Here is a 22604-nt window from a genome sequence, read left to right on the forward strand (position 1 = left end):
CATAAACGATAGGCTTAAAGCGCGTCGCATGGATGCGATTGAATGTGAGGCGCTTTAAGCTCTCGTTAAGGCATTCTCTTAAGGGAATATGCGCAAGCCCGGCGTAGAGCATGAAGCCTATAGCATGTGATCGGAACACCCATCATGACGACATCAATCGGCCGCCGGACGTCTTACCTCGCAGTGCCGGCCAATCTGTTGCTCTGGCTGATCGCAGCCTTTCACATTCTGCTTCTTGCCGCCCTGTTCGCCGCCTTCCTGACGGCAAGACCGGCAGCGGCCGAAGACGTCGCCTGCACCGGCCGCAATCTGATGCTCGAGCTGCAGCAGAACGACCCTGCCCGCTACGCAGAGGCGCTGAAGGAAGCCGACGCCACGCCGAACGGCAAGGGCATCTTCTGGAAGATCGAGAAGCCGGGGCTCGCACCCTCGTGGCTGCTCGGCAGCATGCATGTCACCGATCCGCGCGTGCTTGCCCTGCCGCCGCGCGCCCAGGCAGCCCACGACGCCGCCGACACGATCATCATCGAATCCGACGAGATCCTCGATGAGCGGAAAGCGACCGCCGCCCTGCTCGCAAAGCCGGAACTGACGATGTTCACCGACGGCACGACGATCGACAAGCTGCTTTCTCCCGAGGACTACAAGCGTCTCGAAACCGGGCTCAAGCAGCGCGGTATCCCGATCAGCGCCGTTTCCCGGATGCGGCCCTGGATGATTTCCAGCGCCGTCGCCCTGCCGGCCTGCGAAATCGCCCGCAAGGCAAAAGGCGCGCAGTTCCTCGACCAGAAGATCGCCACCGATGCCATTGCCGAAGGCAAGCAGGTCAAGGGGCTGGAAACCCTTGCCGAACAGATTCAGGCCATGGCCGATCTGCCGGTCGAATTTCATCTGAAATCGCTGATCGAGACGCTGGAACTCGGCGACAAGATGAGCGATGTCGTCGAGACGATGACCGACCTCTATCTCTCCGGCGACATCGGCATGACCATGCCGATGCTGAAAACGGTGACGCCGGAGGAAGAAGGCGAAAACAGCGACTATGCCGCCTTCGAGCAGCGCGTCATCCTCGACCGCAACAAGGTGATGGCCGAGCGCGCTACCCCCCTCCTCGACAACGGCAACGTCTTCATGGCTGTCGGCGCCCTGCACCTGCCCGGCAAGGAAGGCGTCATCGAACTTCTGCGCAAGCAGGGCTTCACCGTCACCGCAGTAAACTGAACCGGCCGGCGGTCAGCCGAGCGTCATGCGGCGCAGAACATTGCTTTTCCAATAGAAGTGATGAACGAGCGCGCCGGCGACATGCGCCGCGATCAGCGCCCAGAGAATGATCTTCAGGACATCCGCGTGCAACGACCCGGCGGGATCGATACCGAAATAGTAGGCGGCGATGCCTGAAATCGGCATGGCGAAGATCAGGATGTAGAGGCCGGCATGAGCAAGCCTCGCTGCAAAACGGAAGATCGCCGGCTCCTGCGCGATCTCATCCGGAACGCCCTTGGAAAAACGCAGCCCGAGCCTGAGGACGGCAAGCACCAGGATGGCGATGCCCACATAGGCATGGATATTCGCCGACGAAATCTGCTCCGGCGTCGGTACCTGTCCCCTGCGCATGAGCCGATGCCAGATATTCATGCCATCGGGAAACAGCAGGTTGAAGAAGATCAGCAGCGCCACGGCCCAGTGAAGAAAGCGCTGGCTCAGGCTGTAACTCACGATGGACGGCTGTTGCATTTCTGGACCTTCACGAATGCTGAACTCAACGATACGCAAAAACTAAAACAGCCGCCTGCCTTCCGGCAAGCGGCTGTATGCTTTGTTACGAATATGTAAGATTACATATGGATCGGCTTGAAGAAGGTTGCGAGCGCAGCCTCTTTCACCGCTTCCGACATGGTCGGATGCGCGTGGCAGGTACGGCCGAGATCTTCCGACGAACCGCCGAATTCCATCAGCACGGCGATCTCGTGGATCATCTCGCCGGCGCCGAAGCCGACGATATGGCCGCCGAGCACCCGGTCGGTTTCCTTGTCGGCAAGGATCTTGACGAAGCCGTCGGTCGCCAGCATCGCGCGAGCGCGGCCGTTCGCCGTGAACGGGAACTTGCCGACCTTGTAGGCGATGCCTGCCGCCTTCAGCTCTTCCTCGGTCTTGCCGACGGAAGCGATTTCCGGCTGGGTGTAGACGACGCTCGGAATGACCTCGTAGTTCACATGGCCATGCTGTCCGGCGAGGATTTCGGCAAGCGCCACGCCCTCGTCTTCCGCCTTGTGCGCCAGCATCGGACCCTTGACCACATCGCCGAGCGCATAGATGCCGTCGACATTGGTCTTGTAGTGACCGTCGATCTCGACACGGCCGCGATTGTCGAGCGTAACACCGGCCTCTTCGAGGCCGAGACCCGCCGTATAGGGCTTGCGGCCGGTGGCGATCAGCACGACCTCGGCGTCGAGGGTCACCTTGTCGCCGCCCTTGACCGGCTCGAAGGTGACCTTGGCACCCTTGTCGGCCTTCTCGACACCGGTAACCTTGGCGCTGAGATTGAAATCGATGCCCTGCTTGGCGAGCATGCGCTGGAATTGCTTGGAGACTTCGCCGTCCATGCCGCCAAGGATGGTGTCGAGATATTCGACGACGGTGACTTTGGCGCCGAGGCGCGACCAGACGGAACCGAGCTCGAGCCCGATGACGCCGCCGCCGACGACGATCAGCGTTTCCGGCACCTTCTCCAGCGCGATGCCGCCGGTGGACGAGATGACGGTCTTTTCGTCGATTTCGACCTGCACGCCGGGAATGCCGGCGACGTCGGAGCCGGTGGCGATGACGATGTTCTTGCCCTCGATCTCCTGCACCTTGCCGTCGTCGGCGGTGACGGAGACCTTGCCGGCCGAGACGATCTTGCCGGTGCCCTGGAAGGCATCGATCTTGTTCTTCTTGAAGAGGAAGGCGACGCCGTCGACATTCGACTTCACCGTCGCATCCTTGTGGGCCATCATATTGCCGAGATTGAGCGTCGGCGCCGGAACGTCGATACCGAGCGCGCTCATCCCGTGGCCGGCCTGATGGAACATTTCGGAGGCATGCAGCAGCGCCTTCGACGGAATGCAGCCGACGTTCAGGCAGGTGCCGCCATAGGTTGCCCGCTTTTCGATGACGGCGACCTTAAGGCCAAGCTGGGCCGCCTTGACGGCGCAGACATAGCCGCCCGGGCCGGTTCCGATAATGATCACATCGTAGGACATTGCTTCTTTCCCTTTGGATTTTTTCGTCTAGAGCATGATGCCGAAAAGTGTGAGCGGTTTTCGGACGACATCACGCTCTAACTATTTAATTTAGAACAGGATTCAGATTTTAGGCCGACCCGGCCTAAATCATCCTGTTCTAGGCGGCCCCGCGCGACATCAGGCCGAGGAATTCGAGAATATATTGCATGCTATTTTTCACCCCGTCGTTCTAGCGGCCGCCGCTCACATTGAGGATCGCGCCGGTTATATAGGAGGCCGAAGGTGAAAGAAGATAGAGGATCGCATCCGCCACCTCCTCGGGCGTGCCCGCGCGCTGCATCGGGATCGACGGCGCCAGCTCGCGCGGCCGATCCGGCAGGCCGCCGGAAGCATGAAGGTCGGTTTCGATAACGCCGGGCCTTATCGCATTGACGCGGATACCCTCGGCGGCGACCTCGCGCGCCAGCCCGACGGTGAACGTGTCGATCGCCGCCTTCGAGGCGGCATAATCGACGTACTGCGTCGCCGAACCGAGGACCGCCGCCATCGACGAGATGTTGACGATCGCCCCGCCATGCCCGCCATGCCGGCTCGACATGCGGCGTATGGCCTCTGCCGCGCAGAGTATCGACCCGGTCACATTGACGCGCAGCATGCGCTCGATCCGCTCTACCGACATCTCGTCGACGCGCTGAGGATAGTCGACGATGCCGGCATTGTTGACGAGCCCGTCGAGCCGGCCGAAATGCCGGTCGACCGTCGTGAACATCGAGACAATATCCGCAGCCTTGCCGACATCGCCCTGGATCGCCACGGCCTCGCCGCCATCCTCGACAATCGCAGCGACGACGGCATCCGCGGCTTGACGGTTGGCGGCGTAGTTCACCGCAATACGCCAGCCCTGGCGCGCGGCAAGCCGTGAAGCCGCAGCGCCGATACCCCGGCTTCCGCCGGTAATGAGAACCACAGGTGCATCGCTCATGTCGCACACTCCTTAAATGTCAGCACGTCCCACGGTGCCACCACGTCCTTGCCCTCGCCCCAGGCGCTGGATTCGCGGATGGCGGGACCAAGGCCGGGAAGCACGAGCTTTTCAGCCGCTTCAGCGCCTTCGGGCTGCAGATTGTCCATCTCGCCCTCGGCATCCATGCCATAGACGGCGCCCTGCCAGACCGTGCAGGCATCGAGATCGGCGCCGGTCGCATCACCCTCGGGGCAGTTGAACATCAGGATGCCGATGGCGCGCACCGGATATTCCGACGGCATGACATAACCTTCCATCACGACAGGTGTCTTCAGCGCGCTGACCTTGAACTGGTTGCTGGCGGCTGCCGATGGAGAATTCAGCGGTGCAAAGCGCAATTCATAGGCACCATCGCGATCGACATAGACAGCCTGCTCCTGCTTGCATGCGGCACCGAAGGTGGACGCCGGAACGGCGAAAAACGCGGCGGCTGCGATTGCAGCCACGCCTGTCCGTCTCGTCGTGATCCCGGTCCTTCCGCTCATTGCAGCTTCGGCTCCTTGCGCCCGTCGGCATTCTCGACAACGCTGAAATCCGTCAGCAGCACCAGCGCGCGGCCATCCCTGTCGAGCCCCCAGAAAACCGGATAGAAACCGTCGCCCCAGCCGCTCCAGAACACCGCGACATTGCCTCGTCTGCCGGCGACCGGCCGGTGCAGCGCATAGATGCCCTTGTTGGCGTCGAGATCCGACGCCAGCACGTCGTCGTAATAGTTGACGTCGGAATCCGGTTTCTGCGCCTGCACCTGCTCTTCGCGCTCTCCGATCAGATCAAGCGTATCGGCATCCATGTAGCAGCCGAGGCCGGCATCGACGGGGTAGCCGAAGATCTCGCCGTCCTTCAGCGTCGTCGGGTCCTGCCCTGGCAGAACCGCAAGCTCCCAACGATCCGGCTTGCCCTCGGCAAACCGCATGCTGGCAGCGGCGATGCGCCCGAAGGCCTGGTAGAGCGTCACCGGATATTCGCCCGGCGCAACCGTTCTTGCGAGTGCCGGACGGTCGGGCTGGGCGAGCGGATCGGCGGCAACGATGCGCCCCGAGGTCAGTTCGACATTGCCCATATGGATCGCGCCGATCGACCGACCGGAGAGTTCGGCATCGCTGAGTGCCACCAGCTCAAAATTGCTGCTTGCCTTGCCGATATCCCAGCCGGCAGCCGATGCGGCGACCGGGACATGCGCGGCGGCAGCGCAAAGAAGAAGGCGCGCCGCTCGCATGATCCGGTTCCGCATCGAAAGCGCTCCCTTAGAGATCGAGAACCAGACGTTCCGGATCTTCCAGGCTTTCCTTGACGCGCACGAGGAAGGTGACCGCTTCCTTGCCGTCGACCATGCGGTGATCGTAGGACAGTGCCAGATACATCATCGGACGGATGACCACCTGACCGCCGATCGCAACCGGCCGCTCCTGGATCTTGTGCATGCCGAGAATGCCGGACTGCGGCGCGTTGAGGATCGGCGAAGACATCAGCGAACCGTAAACGCCGCCATTGGTGATGGTGAAGGTGCCGCCCTGCATGTCGGCCATGGAGAGCGAGCCATCACGGGCTGCCTTGGCAAGACGGCCGAGCTCCTTTTCGATTTCGGCGATCGACATCTGGTCGGCGTCGCGGATGACGGGAACGACGAGACCTTTATCCGTGCCGACGGCCATGCCGACATGGCAGTAGTTCTTGTAGATGACGTCGGTGCCGTCGATTTCGGCGTTGACGGCCGGTAGTTCCTTCAGCGCATGCGTCACCGCCTTGGTGAAGAAGCCCATGAAGCCGAGCTTGACGCCGTGCTTCTTCTCGAAAATGTCCTTGTACTTGTTGCGCAGGTCCATGACCGCCTTCATGTCCACCTCGTTGTAGGTGGTCAGCATGGCGGCGGTGTTTTGCGCATCCTTGAGGCGCTTGGCGATCGTCTGGCGCAGGCGCGTCATCTTCACGCGCTCTTCGCGCGAGGCATCCTCGACCGTCGACGGGCCGCGCGCGGCCGCAGGCGTCGTCGCCGGTACAGCCGCCGGAGCGGAAATGCCCTTGGCGACGGCGGCGATGACGTCGCCCTTCAGCACCTGGCCGCGCTTGCCGCTACCGTCGACCTGATCGGCGGAAAGGTTGCTTTCGGCAAGCATCTTCGAAGCTGCCGGTGCCGGCGGCATGGTGGAGACGGAAGCGCTCGATGACGATGCAGCAGCGACAACCGCCGGCTGGGCCGGAGCGGCAGCGGCCGGTTGGGCGGGAGCCGGAGCAGCAGGCGCGGCCGCCGGTGCAGCAGCAGCCGGCGCCGCAGCAGCGGCAGCACCTTCGGCGATCTGGCCGAGCAGCGCGCCGAGGCCGACGGTCTCGCCGGCGGCGACGACGATTTCCGAAAGCGTGCCGGAGGCCGGTGCTGGAACTTCGATGGTCACCTTGTCGGTTTCAAGCTCGAGAATCGGCTCGTCGGCCTTGATGGCGTCGCCGACCTTCTTGAACCAGGTGCCGACGGTTGCCTCGCTGACGGATTCACCGAGAGTTGGAACGCGGATTTCTGTGGCCATTGTTCAGATCCTGATTTGGTGTGTTTTCGTTTATGCGTTTCAGACGGCGGGCGGCCGCGAGATGATCGAGGGCATCGGCAGGATATCGAAGCGGAAACCGAAACCGGAAGCGATGATCGGATCGCCGTCGGCAAGAACCTGCGCCGCCGCCTGATCCTCGACCTCGACGATCGCCATGCCCCAGGCGCCTTCACCCTCGAAGACGGGGCCGACGATGATCGCCGATCCCGCAAGAGCGTTCCGATGCCAGTATTCGGCATGGCGTTTCATCGCCGCCATTTCCTCCCCGGTCCCGTCATGCGGGAAAGTGGGGCGCGGCGGCTGCAGTCTCAGAAAGAAATAAGCCATTGCGCCCCCCTTGTCTTAACCGCCCAATGCATCCTCGAGGAATGCGGCGAGCTGCGACAGATGCTTGGACATCAGGCCCGTCGCCGGCGAGGCGGCGGCTGGACGACCGGTATAACGGACGCGCTGGTACTTCGCGTCGATATGGGCGAGCACCCATTCGAGGAAGGGGTCGATGAACGACCATGCACCCATGTTCTTCGGCTCTTCCTGGCACCAGACCATCTCGGCATTGCGGAAGCGCGACAGCTCGTTGATCAGCGCCTTTGCCGGGAACGGATAGAGCTGCTCGACACGCAAGAGATAGACGTCGTCGATGCCGCGCTTTTCACGCTCTTCGAGAAGATCGTAATAGACCTTGCCGGAGCACATGACGACGCGGCGGATCTTGTTGTCCTTCTGCAGCTTGATCGGACCATCCTTGATCACCTCGGCATCGTCCCAGAGCAGGCGATGGAAGGCGGATTCGCCGGCCATTTCGGCAAGCGTGGAGACCGCCCGCTTGTGGCGCAGCAGCGACTTCGGCGTCATCAGGATCAGCGGCTTGCGGAAGTCGCGCTTTACCTGCCGACGCAGGATGTGGAAGTAGTTCGCCGGCGTCGTGACGTTGGCGACCTGCATGTTATCCTCAGCGCAAAGCTGCAGGAAACGCTCGAGGCGGGCCGAGGAGTGTTCCGGACCCTGACCTTCATAGCCGTGCGGCAGCAGGCAGACGAGGCCCGACATGCGCAGCCACTTGCGTTCGCCCGACGAGATGAACTGATCGAAGACCACCTGCGCGCCGTTGGCGAAATCGCCGAACTGGGCTTCCCAGAGCGTCAGCGCATTCGGGCGGGCAAGCGAATAGCCATATTCGAAACCGAGCACGGCCTCTTCCGAAAGCATCGAATTGATGACTTCGTAGCGCCCCTGCGTCGGCGAAAGATTGGCAAGCGGGATGTAGCGCTCTTCGGTTTCCTGATCGTAGAGAACCGAGTGACGCTGCGAGAAGGTGCCGCGTTCACAATCCTGGCCGGACAGGCGGATCTTGCTGCCTTCGACGCAGAGCGCGCCGAAGGAGAGCGCTTCGGCCATCGCCCAGTCGATACCCTCGCCGCTGGCGATCATGTTGGCGCGGTTTTCCATGAAGCGCTGGATCGTGCGGTGCGCGTTGAAGCCCGCCGGGATCTCGGAGAGCTTGCGGCCGATCTCCTTCAGCGTCTTCATCGGCACGGCGGTCTTGCCGCGGCGCTGCTCGTCGGCATTGTCGGCCGTACGCAGGCCCGACCACTCGCCGTCCAGCCAGTCGGCCTTGTTCGGCTTGTAGTGCTGGCCGGCCTCGAACTCCTGCTCGAGATGGGCGCGCCAGTCGGCCTTCATTTTCTCGACTTCACCGTCGGTGAGCAGGCCCTCGGCGACGAGACGGGCCGCATAGAGCTGCAGCACGGTCTTGTGGGCGCGGATCACCTTGTACATCTTTGGCTGCGTGAAGGACGGTTCGTCGCCTTCATTGTGGCCGTAGCGGCGGTAGCAGAACAGGTCGAGCACAACAGGCTTGTGGAACTTCATGCGGAATTCGGTGGCGATCTTGGCCCCATAGACCACCGCTTCCGGATCGTCGCCGTTGACGTGCAGGATCGGCGCCTCGATCATCTTGGCGACGTCGGACGGATAAGGCGACGAGCGCGAGAAGGCCGGGTTGGTCGTGAAGCCGATCTGGTTGTTGATGATCACATGCATGGTGCCGGCAACGCGGTGACCGCGCAGACCGGACAGGCCGAGGATTTCGGCAATGACACCCTGGCCGGCAAAGGCCGCATCGCCATGGATCAGCAGCGGCAGCACCTTGGCGCGTTCGGAAAGCGGGATGATGTCACCGTCCCAGACGGTGGCGTTCATATCCTGCTTGGCGCGGGCCTTGCCCATGACGACGGGATCGACGATTTCGAGATGCGACGGGTTCGCCGTCAGCGAAACGTGGATCTTGTTGCCGTCGAATTCGCGGTCGGAGGAGGCGCCGAGATGGTACTTGACGTCACCCGAGCCCTCGACCTCGTCGGGAGCGGCCGAGCCGCCCTTGAACTCGTGAAAGATCGCCCGGTGCGGCTTGCCCATGACCTGAGAGAGCACGTTCAGGCGGCCGCGATGGGCCATGCCGAACACGGCTTCCTTGAGGCCGAGATGGCCGCCGCGCTTGAGTATCTGCTCCAGCGCCGGGATCAGCGATTCGCCGCCGTCAAGGCCGAAACGCTTCGTGCCCTTGAACTTGACGTCGAGGAACTGCTCGTAGCCTTCGGCTTCGACGAGCTTGGCAAGGATCGCCTTCTTGCCTTCCGGCGTGAAGGCCACACCCTTGTCCGGCCCTTCGATGCGCTCTTGGATCCAGGCCTTTTCTTCCGGATTGGAGATATGCATGAATTCGACGCCGAGCGTCGAGCAATAGGTGCGCTCGAGGATTTCGATCATCTCGCGGATGGTCGCGTATTCGAGGCCGAGCACGTTATCGATGAAGATCTTGCGGTCGTAATCGGCGGCCGTGAAACCGTAATTCTCCGCCGAGAGCTCGTGATAGTCGTCGACGGAAGCGGCGATGCCGAGCGGGTCGAGCTTGGCATGCAGGTGGCCGCGCATGCGGTAGGCGCGGATCATCATGATGGCGCGCACGGAATCGCGCGTCGCCTGCAGCACCTCGGTGCTGTCGGCAGGCTTGCCCTGAGCTTCGGCCTTGGCCTTGACCTTGGTCTCGATCACCTTCTCGACGATGCCCCAGTCGCCATCGAGAGCCGATACCAGATCGCCGCTTGCCTGAAGCGGCCAGTTCTTCTTGCGCCAGGAAGCGCCCTTGGCCGCCCTTTTCACATCGCTGGGATCCTCCTCCAGCGCCTTGAAGAAGGACCGCCACTGATCGTCGACCGATGCCGGATCTTCTTCGTACCGCGCGTAGAGCTGCTCGATATAGGCAGCGTTGGCGCCATCCAGAAACGAGGTGATCTGAAACTGCTCGTTGGCTTCTTGCCGTGCCATGGTGATATGCGGACGCTTCCGTCCGCCTCCTGACTTTGATGAATTTGCCGGCTTGATGGCCGGCTGCCGCATTCCGATTGCCGCCTGTCCGCGGCGCATCTGCTGGTCTGGTGTTGTCGAGGCCGGGCGGAAGGCGCAGATGCCGTTCCTCCGCCCGGTCTATATAGGTGGCTTAGCCCTTGAGGACTTCAACCAGCGTCTTGCCGAGGCGGGCCGGAGAGGGAGATACCTTGATGCCTGCCGATTCCATCGCCGCGATCTTCGATTCCGCATCGCCCTTGCCGCCGGAAACCACAGCGCCGGCATGGCCCATGGTGCGGCCCTTCGGCGCCGTACGGCCGGCAATGAAGCCAGCCATCGGCTTCTTGCGGCCCTTCTTGGCTTCGTCCTTCAGGAACTGCGCTGCGTCCTCTTCAGCCGCACCACCGATTTCACCGATCATGATGATCGACTGGGTCGCTTCATCGGCCAGGAACATTTCCAGGACGTCGATGAACTCGGTGCCCTTGACCGGGTCGCCGCCGATGCCGACGGCCGTCGTCTGGCCGAGACCTTCGTTGGAGGTCTGGAACACGGCTTCATAGGTCAGCGTGCCCGAGCGGGAAACGATACCGACCGAACCCTTGCGGAAGATCGAGCCCGGCATGATGCCGATCTTGCATTCTTCCGGCGTCATGATACCCGGGCAGTTCGGACCGAGCAGGCGCGACTTGGAGCGGTCGAGGCGAGCCTTGACCCGCACCATGTCCATGACCGGGATGCCTTCGGTGATGCAGGTGATGAACGGGATCTCGGCGTCGATCGCCTCGATGATCGCGTCGGCGGCTCCTGCCGGCGGAACATAGATGACGGTCGCGTTGGCGCCGGTCTTTTCCTTGCCCTCGGCAACGGTTGCAAAGATCGGCAGGCTTTCGCCCTTTGCGCCGGTCCAGGTTTCGCCACCCTTCTTCGGATGGATACCGCCGACCATCTGGGTGCCGTAGTAAGCGAGCGCCTGTTCGGTGTGGAATGTGCCGGTCTTGCCGGTCAGACCCTGAACGAGGACCTTGGTGTCTTTGTTGACGAGAATAGACATTCTTTCAGATCCTTCAAAATTAGCCGTTGATCGCCGCGACGATCTTCTTGGCCGCATCGTCCAAGTCGTCAGCCGCCGTGATCGCCAGACCCGACTCGTTCAGGATCTTCTTGCCGAGCTCGACATTGGTGCCCTCAAGGCGCACGACGAGCGGAACCTTGAGGCCGACTTCCTTGACCGCGGCAATCACGCCCTCGGCAATGACGTCGCACTTCATGATGCCGCCGAAGATGTTGACGAGAATGCCTTCGACCTTGGGGTCTGCGGTGATGATCTTGAAAGCTGCAGCAACCTTCTCCTTGCCGGCGCCGCCGCCGACGTCGCAGAAGTTAGCCGGCTCCTTGCCGTAGAGCTTGATGATGTCCATGGTCGCCATGGCAAGGCCCGCACCGTTGACCATGCAGCCGATGTTGCCGTCGAGCGCGACATAGGCGAGGTCCCACTTCGAGGCCTCGATTTCCTTGGCGTCTTCTTCGGTCTCGTCGCGCAGCACCTTGACGTCGTCGTGACGGAAGAGCGCATTGCCATCGAAAGACATCTTGGCATCGAGGACGCGCAGGTGGCCGTCCTTCATGACGATCAGCGGATTGATCTCAAGCAGAGCCATGTCCTTCTCGCCGAAGGCCTTGTAGAGCATCGGGAAAAGCGTCTTGGCGTCTTCGGCGGCAGCACCCTCGAGCTCAAAAGCCTTGGAGATCGCAGCAACGTCGGCAGCCGTCACGCCGGCTTGCGGATCGATGGCGATCGTCTGGATCTTCTCAGGCGTGTCGTGGGCGACAGCTTCGATGTCCATGCCGCCTTCGGTGGAGACCACGAAAGCCACGCGACCGACCGAGCGGTCGACCAGCAGCGAGCAATAGAGCTCGCGAGCGATGTCGGCGCCGTCTTCGATGTACAGGCGGTTGACCTGCTTGCCGGCTTCGCCGGTCTGCGCCGTCACCAGCGTGTTGCCCAGCATTTCCTTGGCATGGGCGACGACTTCGTCGATCGACTTGGCGAGACGCACGCCGCCCTTGGCTTCCGGCGACAGTTCCTTGAACTTGCCCTTGCCGCGGCCGCCGGCATGGATCTGGCTCTTGACCACGTAAAGCGGACCGGGAAGCGACTTGGCGGCAGCCTCGGCTTCTTCAACCTTGAGAATAGCCACACCTTCGGCAACCGGCGCGCCATAGCCCTTCAGCAGAGCCTTGGCCTGATATTCATGAATGTTCATGGGTGTATCCCTGTTTCGATTACTTCAGCCCATCGACTACTTGAGGGCAGGCGCGATGTTGATGCAGGCTTCGCAGAGACCGGCGACGGCGCCGACGGACTTGTCGAAGGCTTCCTTCTCGGTCTTGTTGAGATCGATCTCGATGATGCGCTCGACGCCGCCGGCGCCGATGACGGTGGGAACGCCGACATACATGTCCTTGACGCCGTACTGACCGGAGAGGTGGGCAGCACAAGGCAGAACGCGCTTCTTGTCCTTGAGGTAGGATTCGGCCATCTCGATCGCCGAGGCGGCCGGGGCGTAATAGGCCGAGCCGGTCTTCAGCAGGCCGACGATTTCGGCGCCGCCGTCACGGGTGCGCTGGATGATCTCTTCGAGGCGCTCCTTGGTGACCCAGCCCATGGTGACGAGATCGGTGAGCGGAATGCCGCCGACCGTCGAGTAGCGGGCGAGCGGCACCATCGTGTCGCCGTGGCCGCCGAGAACGAAGGCCGTGACGTCCTGGACGGACACGTTGAATTCCTTGGCGAGGAAAAGACGGAAACGCGAGGAGTCGAGAACGCCGGCCATGCCGACGACCTTGTTGGCCGGAAGGCCGGAAAACTTCTGCAGCGCCCAGACCATGGCGTCGAGCGGGTTGGTGATGCAGATCACGAAGGCATTGGGGGCATACTTCTTGATGCCGGCGCCGACCTGTTCCATGACCTTGAGGTTGATGCCGAGAAGGTCGTCGCGGCTCATGCCGGGCTTGCGGGCGACGCCCGCCGTCACGATGCAGACGTCAGCGCCTTCGATCGCGGAATAGTCGCTGGCGCCCGTCAGATTGACGTCGAAGCCTTCGACCGGCGACGACTGGGAAATATCGAGACCCTTGCCCTGGGGAATGCCGTCCGCGATGTCGAAGAGAACGATGTCGCCCAGTTCCTTCAGGCCGGCGAGGTGCGCCAGCGTGCCACCAATCATGCCAGAACCAATGAGTGCGATCTTGTTACGCGCCATTTTCGCTGTTTCCTTTGCGATCAAATTCGTCGAACGGACGCGCAAGGCACCGCCCAATGACGCAATCGCATAGACCCAAAGCCAAAAAATGGCAATTCATTATTTTTGATGCAGCGTTTTCAATCGTTTAGATACAAAAATTCTTACGTAAACGTAAGGTATTCTGTCACCAAATTGTTACTCTGCGGCGCGTTTCTCATGGTGCAGCGCAAGATATTCCGCACTGCGCATCTCGAACAGACGCGACGCCGTGCGGTCGAATTCGAAGCCCTCGGTGCCCCGGCGGTGCAGCAGCAGTTCCTCCGGCATGGCCGCCGCGGAAATGTAAAGCCGCACGGCATGATCGTAGAATGTATCGACCAGAATGATGAACCGTTTGATCTGGTTTCGCTTTTCCGGCCCGAGCAACGGAATGTGATCGACGAAGACCGTATCGAAACGTTCGGCGATGGCGAGAAAGTCGACCGCCCCGAGCGGCTTTTCGCAAAGATCGGCGAAAGAGAACCGCGCCATGCGGTCGACGGCGAGCGGCACATGGATGTGGCGCCCCTTCATTGGAATATTAAGCGGCTGCGCCTTGCGCCCATGCAGCGCCTGTGTCCAGGACGCATCCATCGCCATGTCGTTATGCTCGTTGATCGGCACCAGATAGACCGGCTGGCTGCTCAGCTTCTCCATCCGGTAGTCGGTCGGCGAATCCAGGGTGACGACATCGACATGCTGCTTGAGCAAGGCGACGAAGGGCAGGAACAGGCCACGATTGAGGCCATCCCGGTAGAGATTGTCGGGCTCGACGTTCGAGGTCGCGACCAGCACGCATCCGCGCGCGAAAAGCTCGGAGAACAGCCGCGACAGGATCATCGCATCGGCGATGTCGGTGACCGTGAACTCGTCGAAGCAGAGCAGTTCTGCCTCGTCGTACAGCGCTGCGGCGACCGGCGGCATCGGATCGGCCTGCCTCGTCTCGCCGTTCTTAAGCTTGAGCCGGTGCGCCGCGATGCGGTTATGCACATCTGCCATGAATTCGTGGAAATGCGCCCGGCGTTTCTTCCGGCATGGCGCCATGGCGAAAAACATATCCATCAGCATGGTCTTGCCGCGCCCGACGCTGCCGTGGATATAAAGCCCCTTGATGCCGTCGCCGGATTTCTTCTTGGCGGCAAACAGCCAGCCGAGCGCGCTCGATTTTGCCGCCGGCCGCCGCTGCTTCAGCCCCGCGAGCACCCGGTCGAGGCTCTTTGCCACATCCATCTGGGCGGAATCGACCTGGAGCGCGCCCGATGCGGTCAGCGCTTTAAGCTGTTCGCAGACGCTGAGCGCATAATCCGGCATTGGTTGCATGAGGGCATGTCCGCCTGTCAGTCAACGGCGGAGACCCGCCGGAACATTTACCGGCTGAGGCTGATCGACTGGCCTGTGCTCGTCTGTCCCTCGAAGCGGTTGTCGGCCGTCTTGTAGACGCTGCCGAGCTGGTTGCCCGAGCGGTCCTTGAGCAGCACCTGCTTGCCGGCGACCTCCCAGGAGCCCATCGCCGTCAGCTCGCCGACGCAGCCACGCGTTCCGCCGCGCGAACCGCTGCCGAGATTGGTGAGCGTCAGGAACATGTCGCAGCTGCCGTTGACACGCCAGCTACCGACCATCGATTCCTTGGTGATATCGAGCGCATTGGCGGCCATTGCGCCGGGCTGAGCGCCCGGCATCGGCGCCGTCGCCGTCGGTGCGGCCGGAAACTGCGAACTGCCGGTCGGCGGCGGAAGCTGCCCGCCCTGTACGGAGGGAACCGGCTGCGCAGTCAACGGCGTTGGCACCGAGTTTGAGCTGGAGTTGTAATTATATGCCGTCCGATCACAACCGGCTAGCGACAGAACCACCACCAGACCTGTCATCGCATATCGCAACTGCATCATCATACTCCTGAATTCGGCTAGCGCCGTAGAGAAACGGGCGTGAGACAAGTCCGATTATCTTAATTCGCTTTGGTTAATCAAGTCGGGCTGCATAAATTGCCCGTGACAACAACTAACCGAAAAACGATACAGTTCAACTGTCCCGCTGCAAAACTTCCTGCACATAGAATTTGTCAGCAAGGTGTTGCCCGCGTTCATCTCTGTCAGGATCCCTGTCGAACGCGCGCAATGTCTCGGAATAGCGCTCCGGCGAACCCCGCAGAAGGATTGCACCAGCACCGATGCTGAGGCCCTGTTCGCGCACCGAGGCAAGCCTCGACCTGATCTCGGTGACGGCTCCGGGATCGAAGCCGTCTATTCCGCCATCGGTACCGAGGCTGATCAAACCCGGCGCTCGACCATCATCTTCTTGATTTCGGCGATCGCCTTGGCCGGGTTGAGGCCCTTCGGGCAGGTCTGCGCACAGTTCATGATCGTGTGGCAGCGATAGAGACGGAACGGATCCTCGAGATTGTCGAGGCGCTCGCCGGTCGCCTCGTCTCTGGAATCGATCAGCCAGCGATAGGCCTGCAGCAGAACGGCCGGGCCGAGATAGCGGTCGCCGTTCCACCAGTAGCTCGGACAGGAGGTAGAGCAGCAGGCGCAGAGGATGCATTCATAGAGGCCGTCGAGCTTCTGCCGGTCCTCGTGGCTCTGCTTCCACTCCTTGGCTGGCGCCGGCGACACCGTCTTCAGCCATGGCTCGATCGAACGATGCTGGGCATAGAAGTTGGTGAGGTCCGGAACCAGATCCTTGACGACGGGCAGATGCGGCAGCGGATAGATCTTCACCGCACCCTTGATATCGTCGAGGCCCTTGGTGCAGGCGAGCGTGTTCGTGCCGTCGATATTCATCGCGCAGGACCCGCAGATGCCCTCGCGACAGGAACGACGCAGCGTCAGCGTCGGGTCGATCTTGTTCTTGATGTAGAGCAGACCGTCGAGCACCATCGGTCCGCAATCGTCGATATCGATGTAGAAGGTATCGATCGACGGGTTCTGACCGTCGTCCGGGCTCCAGCGATAGACGCGGAATTCGCGGGTGTTCTTGGCACCCGCCGGCTTCGGCCAGACCTTGCCTTCACGCATCTGAGAATTCTTGGGGAGAGCGAGTTCAACCATGTCCGGTTCCTCTTGAGATCAGTACACGCGAGCCTTCGGCTCGATCTTATGCGGATCGATGCCTTCGGCAATGAGCTCGGTGTGAACCGGCCGATAGTCGAGCTTGACGTCGCCGGCCTCGCTGACCCAGGCGAGCGTGTGTTTGCGCCAGTTGACGTCGTCGCGGCCGGCGAACGCACCCTCGGTATAATCCTCGCGTGCATGCGAACCGCGGCTCTCCTTGCGGGCTTCGGCGCCGTAGATCGTCGTGATGGCATTGGCCATCAGGTTCTGCAGCTCCAGCGTCTCGACCAGATCCGAGTTCCAGATCATCGAGCGGTCGGTGACCTTGATGTCCTTCATCTCGCCCCAGATCGCAGAGATACGCCGGCAACCGGATTCCAGCGATTCCTGTGTCCGGAAGACGGCGGCGTCTTCCTGCATGGCGCGCTGCATCTTCTCGCGCAGTTCCGCCGTCGGCGTGCCGCCGCTGGCGTGACGCAGACCGTCGAAGCGGTCCATGATCTTGTCGCAGGCTGCGACGTTGAGATGCGGGATTGGCGCTGCGCGGTCGATCACCTCGCCGGCGCGGATCGCAGCGGCGCGGCCGAAGACCACGAGGTCGATCAGCGAGTTGGAGCCGAGACGGTTGGCGCCGTGCACCGAAGCACAGCCGGCTTCACCCACAGCCATCAGGCCGGGAATGATCCGTTCCGGATTGGCACCGTCGGCGTTCAGCACTTCGCCCCAATAATTCGTGGGAATGCCGCCCATATTGTAGTGAACGGTCGGCAGAACCGGGATCGGTTCGCGCGTGACGTCGACGCCAGCGAAGATCTTGGCGCTCTCGGAAATCCCCGGCAGGCGTTCATGAAGAACGGCCGGATCGAGATGGTCGAGATGCAGGAAGATGTGGTCCTTGTTCTTGCCGACGCCGCGGCCTTCGCGGATTTCCAGCGTCATGCAGCGCGAAACGACGTCGCGCGAGGCAAGGTCCTTGGCCGAAGGGGCATAACGCTCCATGAAGCGCTCGCCCTCGGAGTTGACGAGGTAACCGCCTTCACCGCGCGCGCCTTCGGTGATCAGACAGCCTGAACCGTAGATGCCGGTCGGATGAAACTGGACGAATTCCATGTCCTGCAGCGGCAGGCCGGCACGCGCCACCATGCCGCCGCCGTCGCCGGTGCAGGTATGGGCGGATGTGGCCGAGAAATAGGCGCGGCCGTAGCCGCCGGTCGCCAGCACCACCATCTTGGCGGCGAAGCGATGGATCGTGCCGTCATCGAGGCACCAGGCGACCACGCCGATGCAGCGGCTGCCGTCTTCCGACATGATCAGGTCGAGCGCAAAATACTCGATGAAGAATTCGGCATTGTTGCGCAGCGACTGGCCGTAGAGCGTATGCAGGATGGCGTGGCCGGTACGATCGGCAACGGCGCAGGTGCGCTGTACCGGCGGGCCTTCGCCGTAATTCTGCATGTGGCCGCCGAACGGGCGCTGATAGATCTTGCCTTCCTCGTTGCGCGAGAACGGCACGCCGTAATGCTCGAGCTCATAGACCGCCTTCGGCGCTTCCATGGTGAGATACTGCATGGCGTCGACGTCGCCGAGCCAGTCGGAACCCTTGACGGTGTCGTAGAGGTGCCACTGCCAGCTATCCGGTGTCATGTTGCGCAGCGAGGCGGCGATGCCGCCCTGGGCCGCGACCGTATGCGAGCGGGTCGGAAATACCTTGGTGATGCAGGCCGTGCGGAAACCCTGCTCGGCCATGCCGAGCGTGGCGCGCAGCCCGGCGCCGCCGGCGCCGACGACGATCACGTCGTAGGAGTGATCGACATACTTGTAGGCTTTGCCATTCTGGGCGGGTGAAGTCGGTGCCATATCAGCTTATCCTACGAATGCGATTTTCAGAATGGCGAAGAGACAGAGGCCGGCGATCAGGATCGCAAAGAACGTGTTCAGCATCAGGAGAGCGACCTTGCCGAATTCGCCATGCACGTAATCCTCGATGATGACCTGCATGCCGAGCTTCATGTGGATGACGCCCGAGATCACCATCAGCCCCATGACCACCGCGACGAAGGGGTTCGACAGCGCGCGAACCACATCCGCATAGGGCGCGCCGGCATAGGCGAGCATGAAGAAGACGAAGAAGAGGATGAGCGGAACATTGGCGACGGCCGTCAGCCGCTGGCGCCAGAAATGGTCCGTGCCGTCCTTGGCGGAGCCGAGCCCGCGAACCTTACCGAGAGGGGTGCGCATATCCATCAGAGGACCTTCAGAAGCGAATGAGGAAGCCGATCACCCAGACCAGCACGGTCAGACAGAGCGACCCGATAATGTTGGCGATGGCGAGCTTGGTCGAGAACTCTTTCCCGAAGCCGTAGCCGAGATCCCACATGAAGTGGCGGAAGCCGCCGAGCATATGGTGCAACAGCGCCCAGGTATAACCGAGAAGGACGAGCTTGCCGAGAAGGCTGCCGAGCACCCAGTTGGCCCAATCGTAAGAACCCTGGCCACTTGCCGCCGCGATCAGCCACCAGGCCACGAGGATCGTGCCGACATAGAGGGCGCCACCGGTGATACGGTGAACGATGGACATGATCATGGTGGGGATAGGCTTGTAAATTTGCAAATGCGGCGATAGGGGCCGGTTATTTGTCACGTTCGCCATCAGAACCTCGCGGCGGCTATTCTGCACTCCCGAATTCGGAGCATGCTCAGTCAACCACACGAATGACAAAATTCTCTGTGTGCGTTGCATCAATTGCGACGTTTAATCACCGGGAACGCCGACGACAAGCACAATCGCTGTCTGCTTTTAATTTAATCGATTCGCGTTACCGGGAAGTTTGCGGGCTAACAAAACTGGCCCTTTCCGCTCAAATTTTGCGCTGTTTCTCCGGCCCGAATGGACAAGCTTCGGCTTTTGGCGCAATCTGGCGTTAACGATTTGTTAGGGATCGGAATTCCGGAGGCCGGCCACCCATGTTTCGAAGTCTGTCCGCAGTCGCCCTGCTTGCCCTGTCCGCGCTTGCTGCACTTCCCGCCGAAGCTGGCGACCGCCGTCATGAACGTCGCTTTTCCGACCACCGCCACGCTTTTCATGGCGGGCTGCTTCTCGGCGAACGTGTGAACTGGCGCAATCGCGGCATCCGTTTCGACAATGCCTATCGATATCGGAACCGCAAAGAACGGATGCCGTTCCTGAAACAGTTTTCATCGCCGGCGACCAATCGCGTCGCCCGCAACAATCTCATCGTCGTCGTACCCCAGGCGCAGGGTGACGGCGACACCTATGCCGGCACGTCTTACGTCTATCAAGCCGATGGCGGAACCTATGTCGGCGGCGAGCGCTACGGCTTCTATCCTCCCGTGCGGCGTGAGCCGCTGGCCCCGAAAGCGAAGGTCATCGATATCGCGGTGCAGGACGATCCCTGCGCCTACGAGGCCAATGTCTGTGTCATCCGCCCTTAGCGCATGATGCCGAAAGTGCGGAATTCCGCTTCGGCTTCGCTGACAAGGCTATGAAGATGACGAGCGAAGGCGGCTCAAATTTGCCCGGCCCCACTCTTTCGCGACGCGGCTACGTCAATACGGATGACGCACATCGGCGGGAGATTCTTGTCCTCAAACGTCGCCCGCCGTGGTGTTCCGCCATCCGGCATCCAAGCATCCCAGGCTCTGTTCATTTCCTCGAATGAGGCAAGGTCCCTGAGCCAGATGTTGGCGAGAATGATCTCTGACTTGTCGGTACCTTCACGCAGCAGCATGTCATCGATGCGCTCCAGTATTTCGTTGGTTTGCGCCGTCACGCTCGCTCCCCTGGTGAGGTTTGCGACCTGGCCGGGCAGATAGGCGGCATCCGCAAGGAGAGTTTCGTCAACTTTGGCTTGCCCCATCATCGTATTCGCAGACTTCCATGAATGCTTGAGATTGGGCCATCGACCCTTCTTCCGATCACTGTGGGGCTTCGCTCGCCACTCCGGTAGAGGGAATTAAATTGACCCGATATAATGGAAGCTGAACGCTCCTGGAGCAGGATGTCGTCCGAAAACCGATCACGCTTTTCGGCATCATGCTCTAGCTGGACAATATGGCCGTATGCCGCGAAATGAAGTCCACAAGGTAGCGCGCGCCTTCGGCCGTCTCGGGTTGAGCATACAGACCGATCTCGATGCGCACCGGACCGGGCAGATCCGCCGATCTGTCAAGCGTCCGGCAGCCCTCCGGTTTCGTATTGAGCATCATTGGCGCGATACCGATACCGACGCGAACCGCGGTCGCCATGGCCACCAGCGTCGATGCGACGCACGCCGTCTTCCACTTGACGTTCCGCTGGGACAGCGCCGCAATCGTCGGAAGCGTCCAGGGACACTCCTCCTCGAACATGATGATGGGAAGCGGTTTTTCCGTATCCGCCACGAAATCGGATCTGACCGTCCACATCAAATATTCGGTCCAGATCAGGGTCGGTTTTCGCGAGAGGCAGGTGATATCGCAAACCACGAGATCCAGCTTCCTGTCTTCAAACAGTTTGGCGAGGCGGCGATTCGGCTCGACAATGATGTCGATCTCGACCTTCGGGTTCTGGGCTCTGAAGGCACTAAGAATGTCGATCAGGTGGCCGGCTGCGAAGTCCTCAACGACGCCGAGGCGAATGCGGTCCTCGATCATCTTGCCTGTCAGCCTTTTCCCGACCTCGTCGCTGAGGGCGACCATTTCGCGGGCATAAGCCAGCATGATCTGCCCATGGCTCGTCAGCTCGAGGCCTTTTGACGAACGCGAAAACAACGTAACGCCGACAAGCTCCTCCAGTTTGCGGATCTGCATGCTCACGGCCGCCTGCGTTCTGTTCAGCTTGACGGCTGCTCCATTGACGGTGCCGATCTCCGCGACGGTCAGAAATGCACGAAGCAGATAGGAATCAAGATCAAGCATCAGAGGCCGCATTCCATACTTTGTGGCGCTCGAGAGCCGAGGGCCTCTCCGCCTATAAGCGGATATTGGACGAACCATGTCCTTCCGGCAACTGGTGACCCTTAGCCCCCGGGCGCAGTGCAGGCTGCGCCCCATCAATGCCAGTCTATCGCGCGAAGAGAACGCATGCCTCGGGGGGAATGGAAACGCTGATCTCCTGCCCGCGAGCGAAGGCTATGTCTGGACGGTTCGGGCAAGCCGAGATTATGCGGTCGCCACTGGCGAGGTCCAGAACGACATGCCTGAAGGCGCCGAGTGTCACGACGTCGGCAACGCGTCCGGGCATGGCTCCGGCACCCGGAGCGCCGGACGATAACTCGACGCTTTCCGGCCTCACGCAAATCTCGGCGGCACCTGAAAGACTTCCCGTGGACACGACCGGAAACTCCCAGCCGGATTCGGAGCGAAATTTCCGGGCCGTTCCGCCCGCGGCCGAAATCGAGCCATGAATCCAATTCGTCCGCCCCATGAAATCCGCGACGAAACGCGAGTCTGGACGCCAATACACATCATCCGGCCTGCCGGATTGCATGATTGCTCCGCGGTTCATCACGAATATGCGCTCTCCCAGGCTCATTGCCTCCTCCTGGTCGTGGGTTACAACGATGGCGGTCGAGCCGACCGCGGCGAGCACATCCTTCAATTCGGTGCGCAGCTCATGGCGAAGTTTGGCGTCGAGGGCCGACAGGGGCTCATCCAGGAGAAGGAGGCTTGGATGGGTGGCAAGCGCCCGCGCAAGCGCAACACGCTGCTGCTGGCCGCCGCTCAACTGGTGCGGCCGCCGCTGTCCGAAACCGGTGAGCCGGACGAGCTCCAGCATCTCGGCAATGCGGCGCGGTATTTGCCCCGGCGGATGGTTGCGATGGCGAAGTCCGTAACCGATGTTCTGTTCGACGGTCATATGCGGGAAAAGAGCGTAGTGCTGGAACAGCAGCCCGACATTGCGCTCATAGGGTTTCAATCCGGCCATCGGCTCGCCGTCGATCAAGATCGAGCCTTTGTCGGGCCGCTCGAATCCGGCAATGAGCCGAAGAATGGTGGTCTTGCCGCAGCCGCTCGGTCCAAGCAGTGCGATTGTTTCACCTGCGTTCACCGAGAAGGAGATATCACCGAGGGCGACAGTTTCGCCGAAGCGCTTGCTGACCCCTTGAAATTCCACGGCAGAATTCATCGTA

The 22604-nt window shown here is 61.5% G+C and carries 23 protein-coding genes; 2 read left to right on the forward strand and 21 right to left on the reverse strand.

Going from position 1 to position 22604, the window contains the following annotated elements:
* The first annotated feature begins 144 nt into the window (after positions 1–144).
* Positions 145–1221, forward strand: a complete 1077-nt coding sequence (locus tag OLZ32_RS25305; protein WP_264423379.1) for a TraB/GumN family protein — start codon at positions 145–147, stop codon at positions 1219–1221.
* Between the two features lie 12 nt (positions 1222–1233).
* On the opposite strand, the gene OLZ32_RS25310 is transcribed toward OLZ32_RS25305, so the two are convergent.
* The 18 genes from OLZ32_RS25310 to sdhC all read right to left on the reverse strand — a co-directional run bounded on the left by OLZ32_RS25310 (position 1234) and on the right by sdhC (position 19123).
* Positions 1234–1734, reverse strand: a complete 501-nt coding sequence (locus OLZ32_RS25310; protein WP_264423381.1) for a cytochrome b — start codon at positions 1732–1734, stop codon at positions 1234–1236.
* Positions 1735–1835: 101 nt separating this feature from the next.
* On the reverse strand, positions 1836–3242 hold the full coding sequence (gene lpdA, locus OLZ32_RS25315; RefSeq protein ID WP_264423383.1) for a dihydrolipoyl dehydrogenase: 1407 nt from the start codon (positions 3240–3242) through the stop codon (positions 1836–1838).
* A 211-nt stretch (positions 3243–3453) separates the two neighbouring features.
* Positions 3454–4206 (reverse strand): SDR family oxidoreductase, encoded by a 753-nt coding sequence (locus tag OLZ32_RS25320; RefSeq protein ID WP_003543498.1) that lies wholly within the window; start codon positions 4204–4206, stop codon positions 3454–3456.
* Positions 4203–4733, reverse strand: coding sequence for a hypothetical protein (locus OLZ32_RS25325; protein WP_264423385.1), 531 nt, complete (start codon positions 4731–4733; stop codon positions 4203–4205). Before OLZ32_RS25325 ends, OLZ32_RS25320 begins: the two co-directional genes overlap by 4 nt.
* A complete protein-coding gene (locus OLZ32_RS25330) occupies positions 4730–5479 on the reverse strand; it encodes a DUF4241 domain-containing protein (protein WP_003543502.1) in 750 nt (249 codons plus the stop codon). The genes OLZ32_RS25325 and OLZ32_RS25330 overlap by 4 nt, the downstream gene beginning before the upstream one ends.
* A gap of 13 nt (positions 5480–5492) precedes the next feature.
* Positions 5493–6767, reverse strand: coding sequence for a 2-oxoglutarate dehydrogenase complex dihydrolipoyllysine-residue succinyltransferase (gene odhB / locus OLZ32_RS25335; protein WP_003543504.1), 1275 nt, complete (start codon positions 6765–6767; stop codon positions 5493–5495).
* A 39-nt stretch (positions 6768–6806) separates the two neighbouring features.
* Entirely contained in the window at positions 6807–7115 is a 309-nt protein-coding gene (locus OLZ32_RS25340; RefSeq protein ID WP_011653809.1) for a YciI family protein, read from the reverse strand.
* Positions 7116–7130: 15 nt separating this feature from the next.
* Positions 7131–10115 (reverse strand): 2-oxoglutarate dehydrogenase E1 component, encoded by a 2985-nt coding sequence (locus OLZ32_RS25345; RefSeq protein WP_264423388.1) that lies wholly within the window; start codon positions 10113–10115, stop codon positions 7131–7133.
* Positions 10116–10287: 172 nt separating this feature from the next.
* Positions 10288–11190 (reverse strand): succinate--CoA ligase subunit alpha, encoded by a 903-nt coding sequence (gene sucD, locus OLZ32_RS25350; protein ID WP_065281498.1) that lies wholly within the window; start codon positions 11188–11190, stop codon positions 10288–10290.
* Positions 11191–11209: 19 nt separating this feature from the next.
* Positions 11210–12403: an ADP-forming succinate--CoA ligase subunit beta gene (gene sucC, locus OLZ32_RS25355; RefSeq protein WP_132611219.1), complete on the reverse strand. Its 1194-nt coding sequence runs from the start codon at positions 12401–12403 to the stop codon at positions 11210–11212.
* Positions 12404–12439: 36 nt separating this feature from the next.
* On the reverse strand, positions 12440–13402 hold the full coding sequence (mdh, locus tag OLZ32_RS25360) for a malate dehydrogenase (RefSeq protein ID WP_003543522.1): 963 nt from the start codon (positions 13400–13402) through the stop codon (positions 12440–12442).
* A gap of 177 nt (positions 13403–13579) precedes the next feature.
* Complete coding sequence (gene zapE / locus OLZ32_RS25365; protein WP_264423393.1) at positions 13580–14743, reverse strand: cell division protein ZapE; 1164 nt, start codon at positions 14741–14743, stop codon at positions 13580–13582.
* Between the two features lie 47 nt (positions 14744–14790).
* On the reverse strand, positions 14791–15306 hold the full coding sequence (locus OLZ32_RS25370) for a protease inhibitor Inh/omp19 family protein (protein WP_017989665.1): 516 nt from the start codon (positions 15304–15306) through the stop codon (positions 14791–14793).
* 136 nt (positions 15307–15442) lie between these two features.
* Positions 15443–15694, reverse strand: a complete 252-nt coding sequence (locus OLZ32_RS25375) for a hypothetical protein (protein WP_017989666.1) — start codon at positions 15692–15694, stop codon at positions 15443–15445.
* Positions 15691–16470: a succinate dehydrogenase iron-sulfur subunit gene (locus OLZ32_RS25380; protein ID WP_017989667.1), complete on the reverse strand. Its 780-nt coding sequence runs from the start codon at positions 16468–16470 to the stop codon at positions 15691–15693. The genes OLZ32_RS25375 and OLZ32_RS25380 overlap by 4 nt, the downstream gene beginning before the upstream one ends.
* 18 nt (positions 16471–16488) lie before the next feature.
* Positions 16489–18330: a succinate dehydrogenase flavoprotein subunit gene (gene sdhA, locus OLZ32_RS25385; RefSeq protein ID WP_264423396.1), complete on the reverse strand. Its 1842-nt coding sequence runs from the start codon at positions 18328–18330 to the stop codon at positions 16489–16491.
* A 6-nt stretch (positions 18331–18336) separates the two neighbouring features.
* The gene (gene sdhD / locus OLZ32_RS25390; protein ID WP_003543530.1) at positions 18337–18717 is read right to left on the reverse strand and encodes a succinate dehydrogenase, hydrophobic membrane anchor protein; all 381 of its coding nucleotides are present in this window, start codon (positions 18715–18717) and stop codon (positions 18337–18339) included.
* Between the two features lie 10 nt (positions 18718–18727).
* Positions 18728–19123 carry a succinate dehydrogenase, cytochrome b556 subunit gene (gene sdhC / locus OLZ32_RS25395; protein WP_003543532.1) on the reverse strand — a complete coding sequence of 132 codons (396 nt, stop codon included), beginning with the start codon at positions 19121–19123 and terminating at the stop codon, positions 18728–18730.
* Between the two features lie 314 nt (positions 19124–19437).
* Here sdhC and OLZ32_RS25400 point away from each other — a divergent pair, with 314 nt between their 5' ends.
* Positions 19438–19926, forward strand: coding sequence for a hypothetical protein (locus OLZ32_RS25400; RefSeq protein WP_264423399.1), 489 nt, complete (start codon positions 19438–19440; stop codon positions 19924–19926).
* 74 nt (positions 19927–20000) lie between these two features.
* Here OLZ32_RS25400 and OLZ32_RS25405 read toward each other — a convergent pair whose 3' ends face one another.
* The 3 genes from OLZ32_RS25405 to OLZ32_RS25415 form a co-directional block, all read right to left on the reverse strand.
* The gene (locus tag OLZ32_RS25405) at positions 20001–20354 is read right to left on the reverse strand and encodes a RidA family protein (protein WP_003543536.1); all 354 of its coding nucleotides are present in this window, start codon (positions 20352–20354) and stop codon (positions 20001–20003) included.
* 178 nt (positions 20355–20532) lie between these two features.
* Positions 20533–21402, reverse strand: coding sequence for a LysR substrate-binding domain-containing protein (locus tag OLZ32_RS25410; RefSeq protein WP_172643638.1), 870 nt, complete (start codon positions 21400–21402; stop codon positions 20533–20535).
* A gap of 133 nt (positions 21403–21535) precedes the next feature.
* The gene (locus tag OLZ32_RS25415) at positions 21536–22600 is read right to left on the reverse strand and encodes an ABC transporter ATP-binding protein (RefSeq protein WP_003543541.1); all 1065 of its coding nucleotides are present in this window, start codon (positions 22598–22600) and stop codon (positions 21536–21538) included.
* Between the last annotated feature and the right edge of the window lie 4 nt (positions 22601–22604).

This window comes from Rhizobium acaciae, from assembly GCF_025941625.1.
GTDB lineage: Bacteria > Pseudomonadota > Alphaproteobacteria > Rhizobiales > Rhizobiaceae > Rhizobium > Rhizobium acaciae.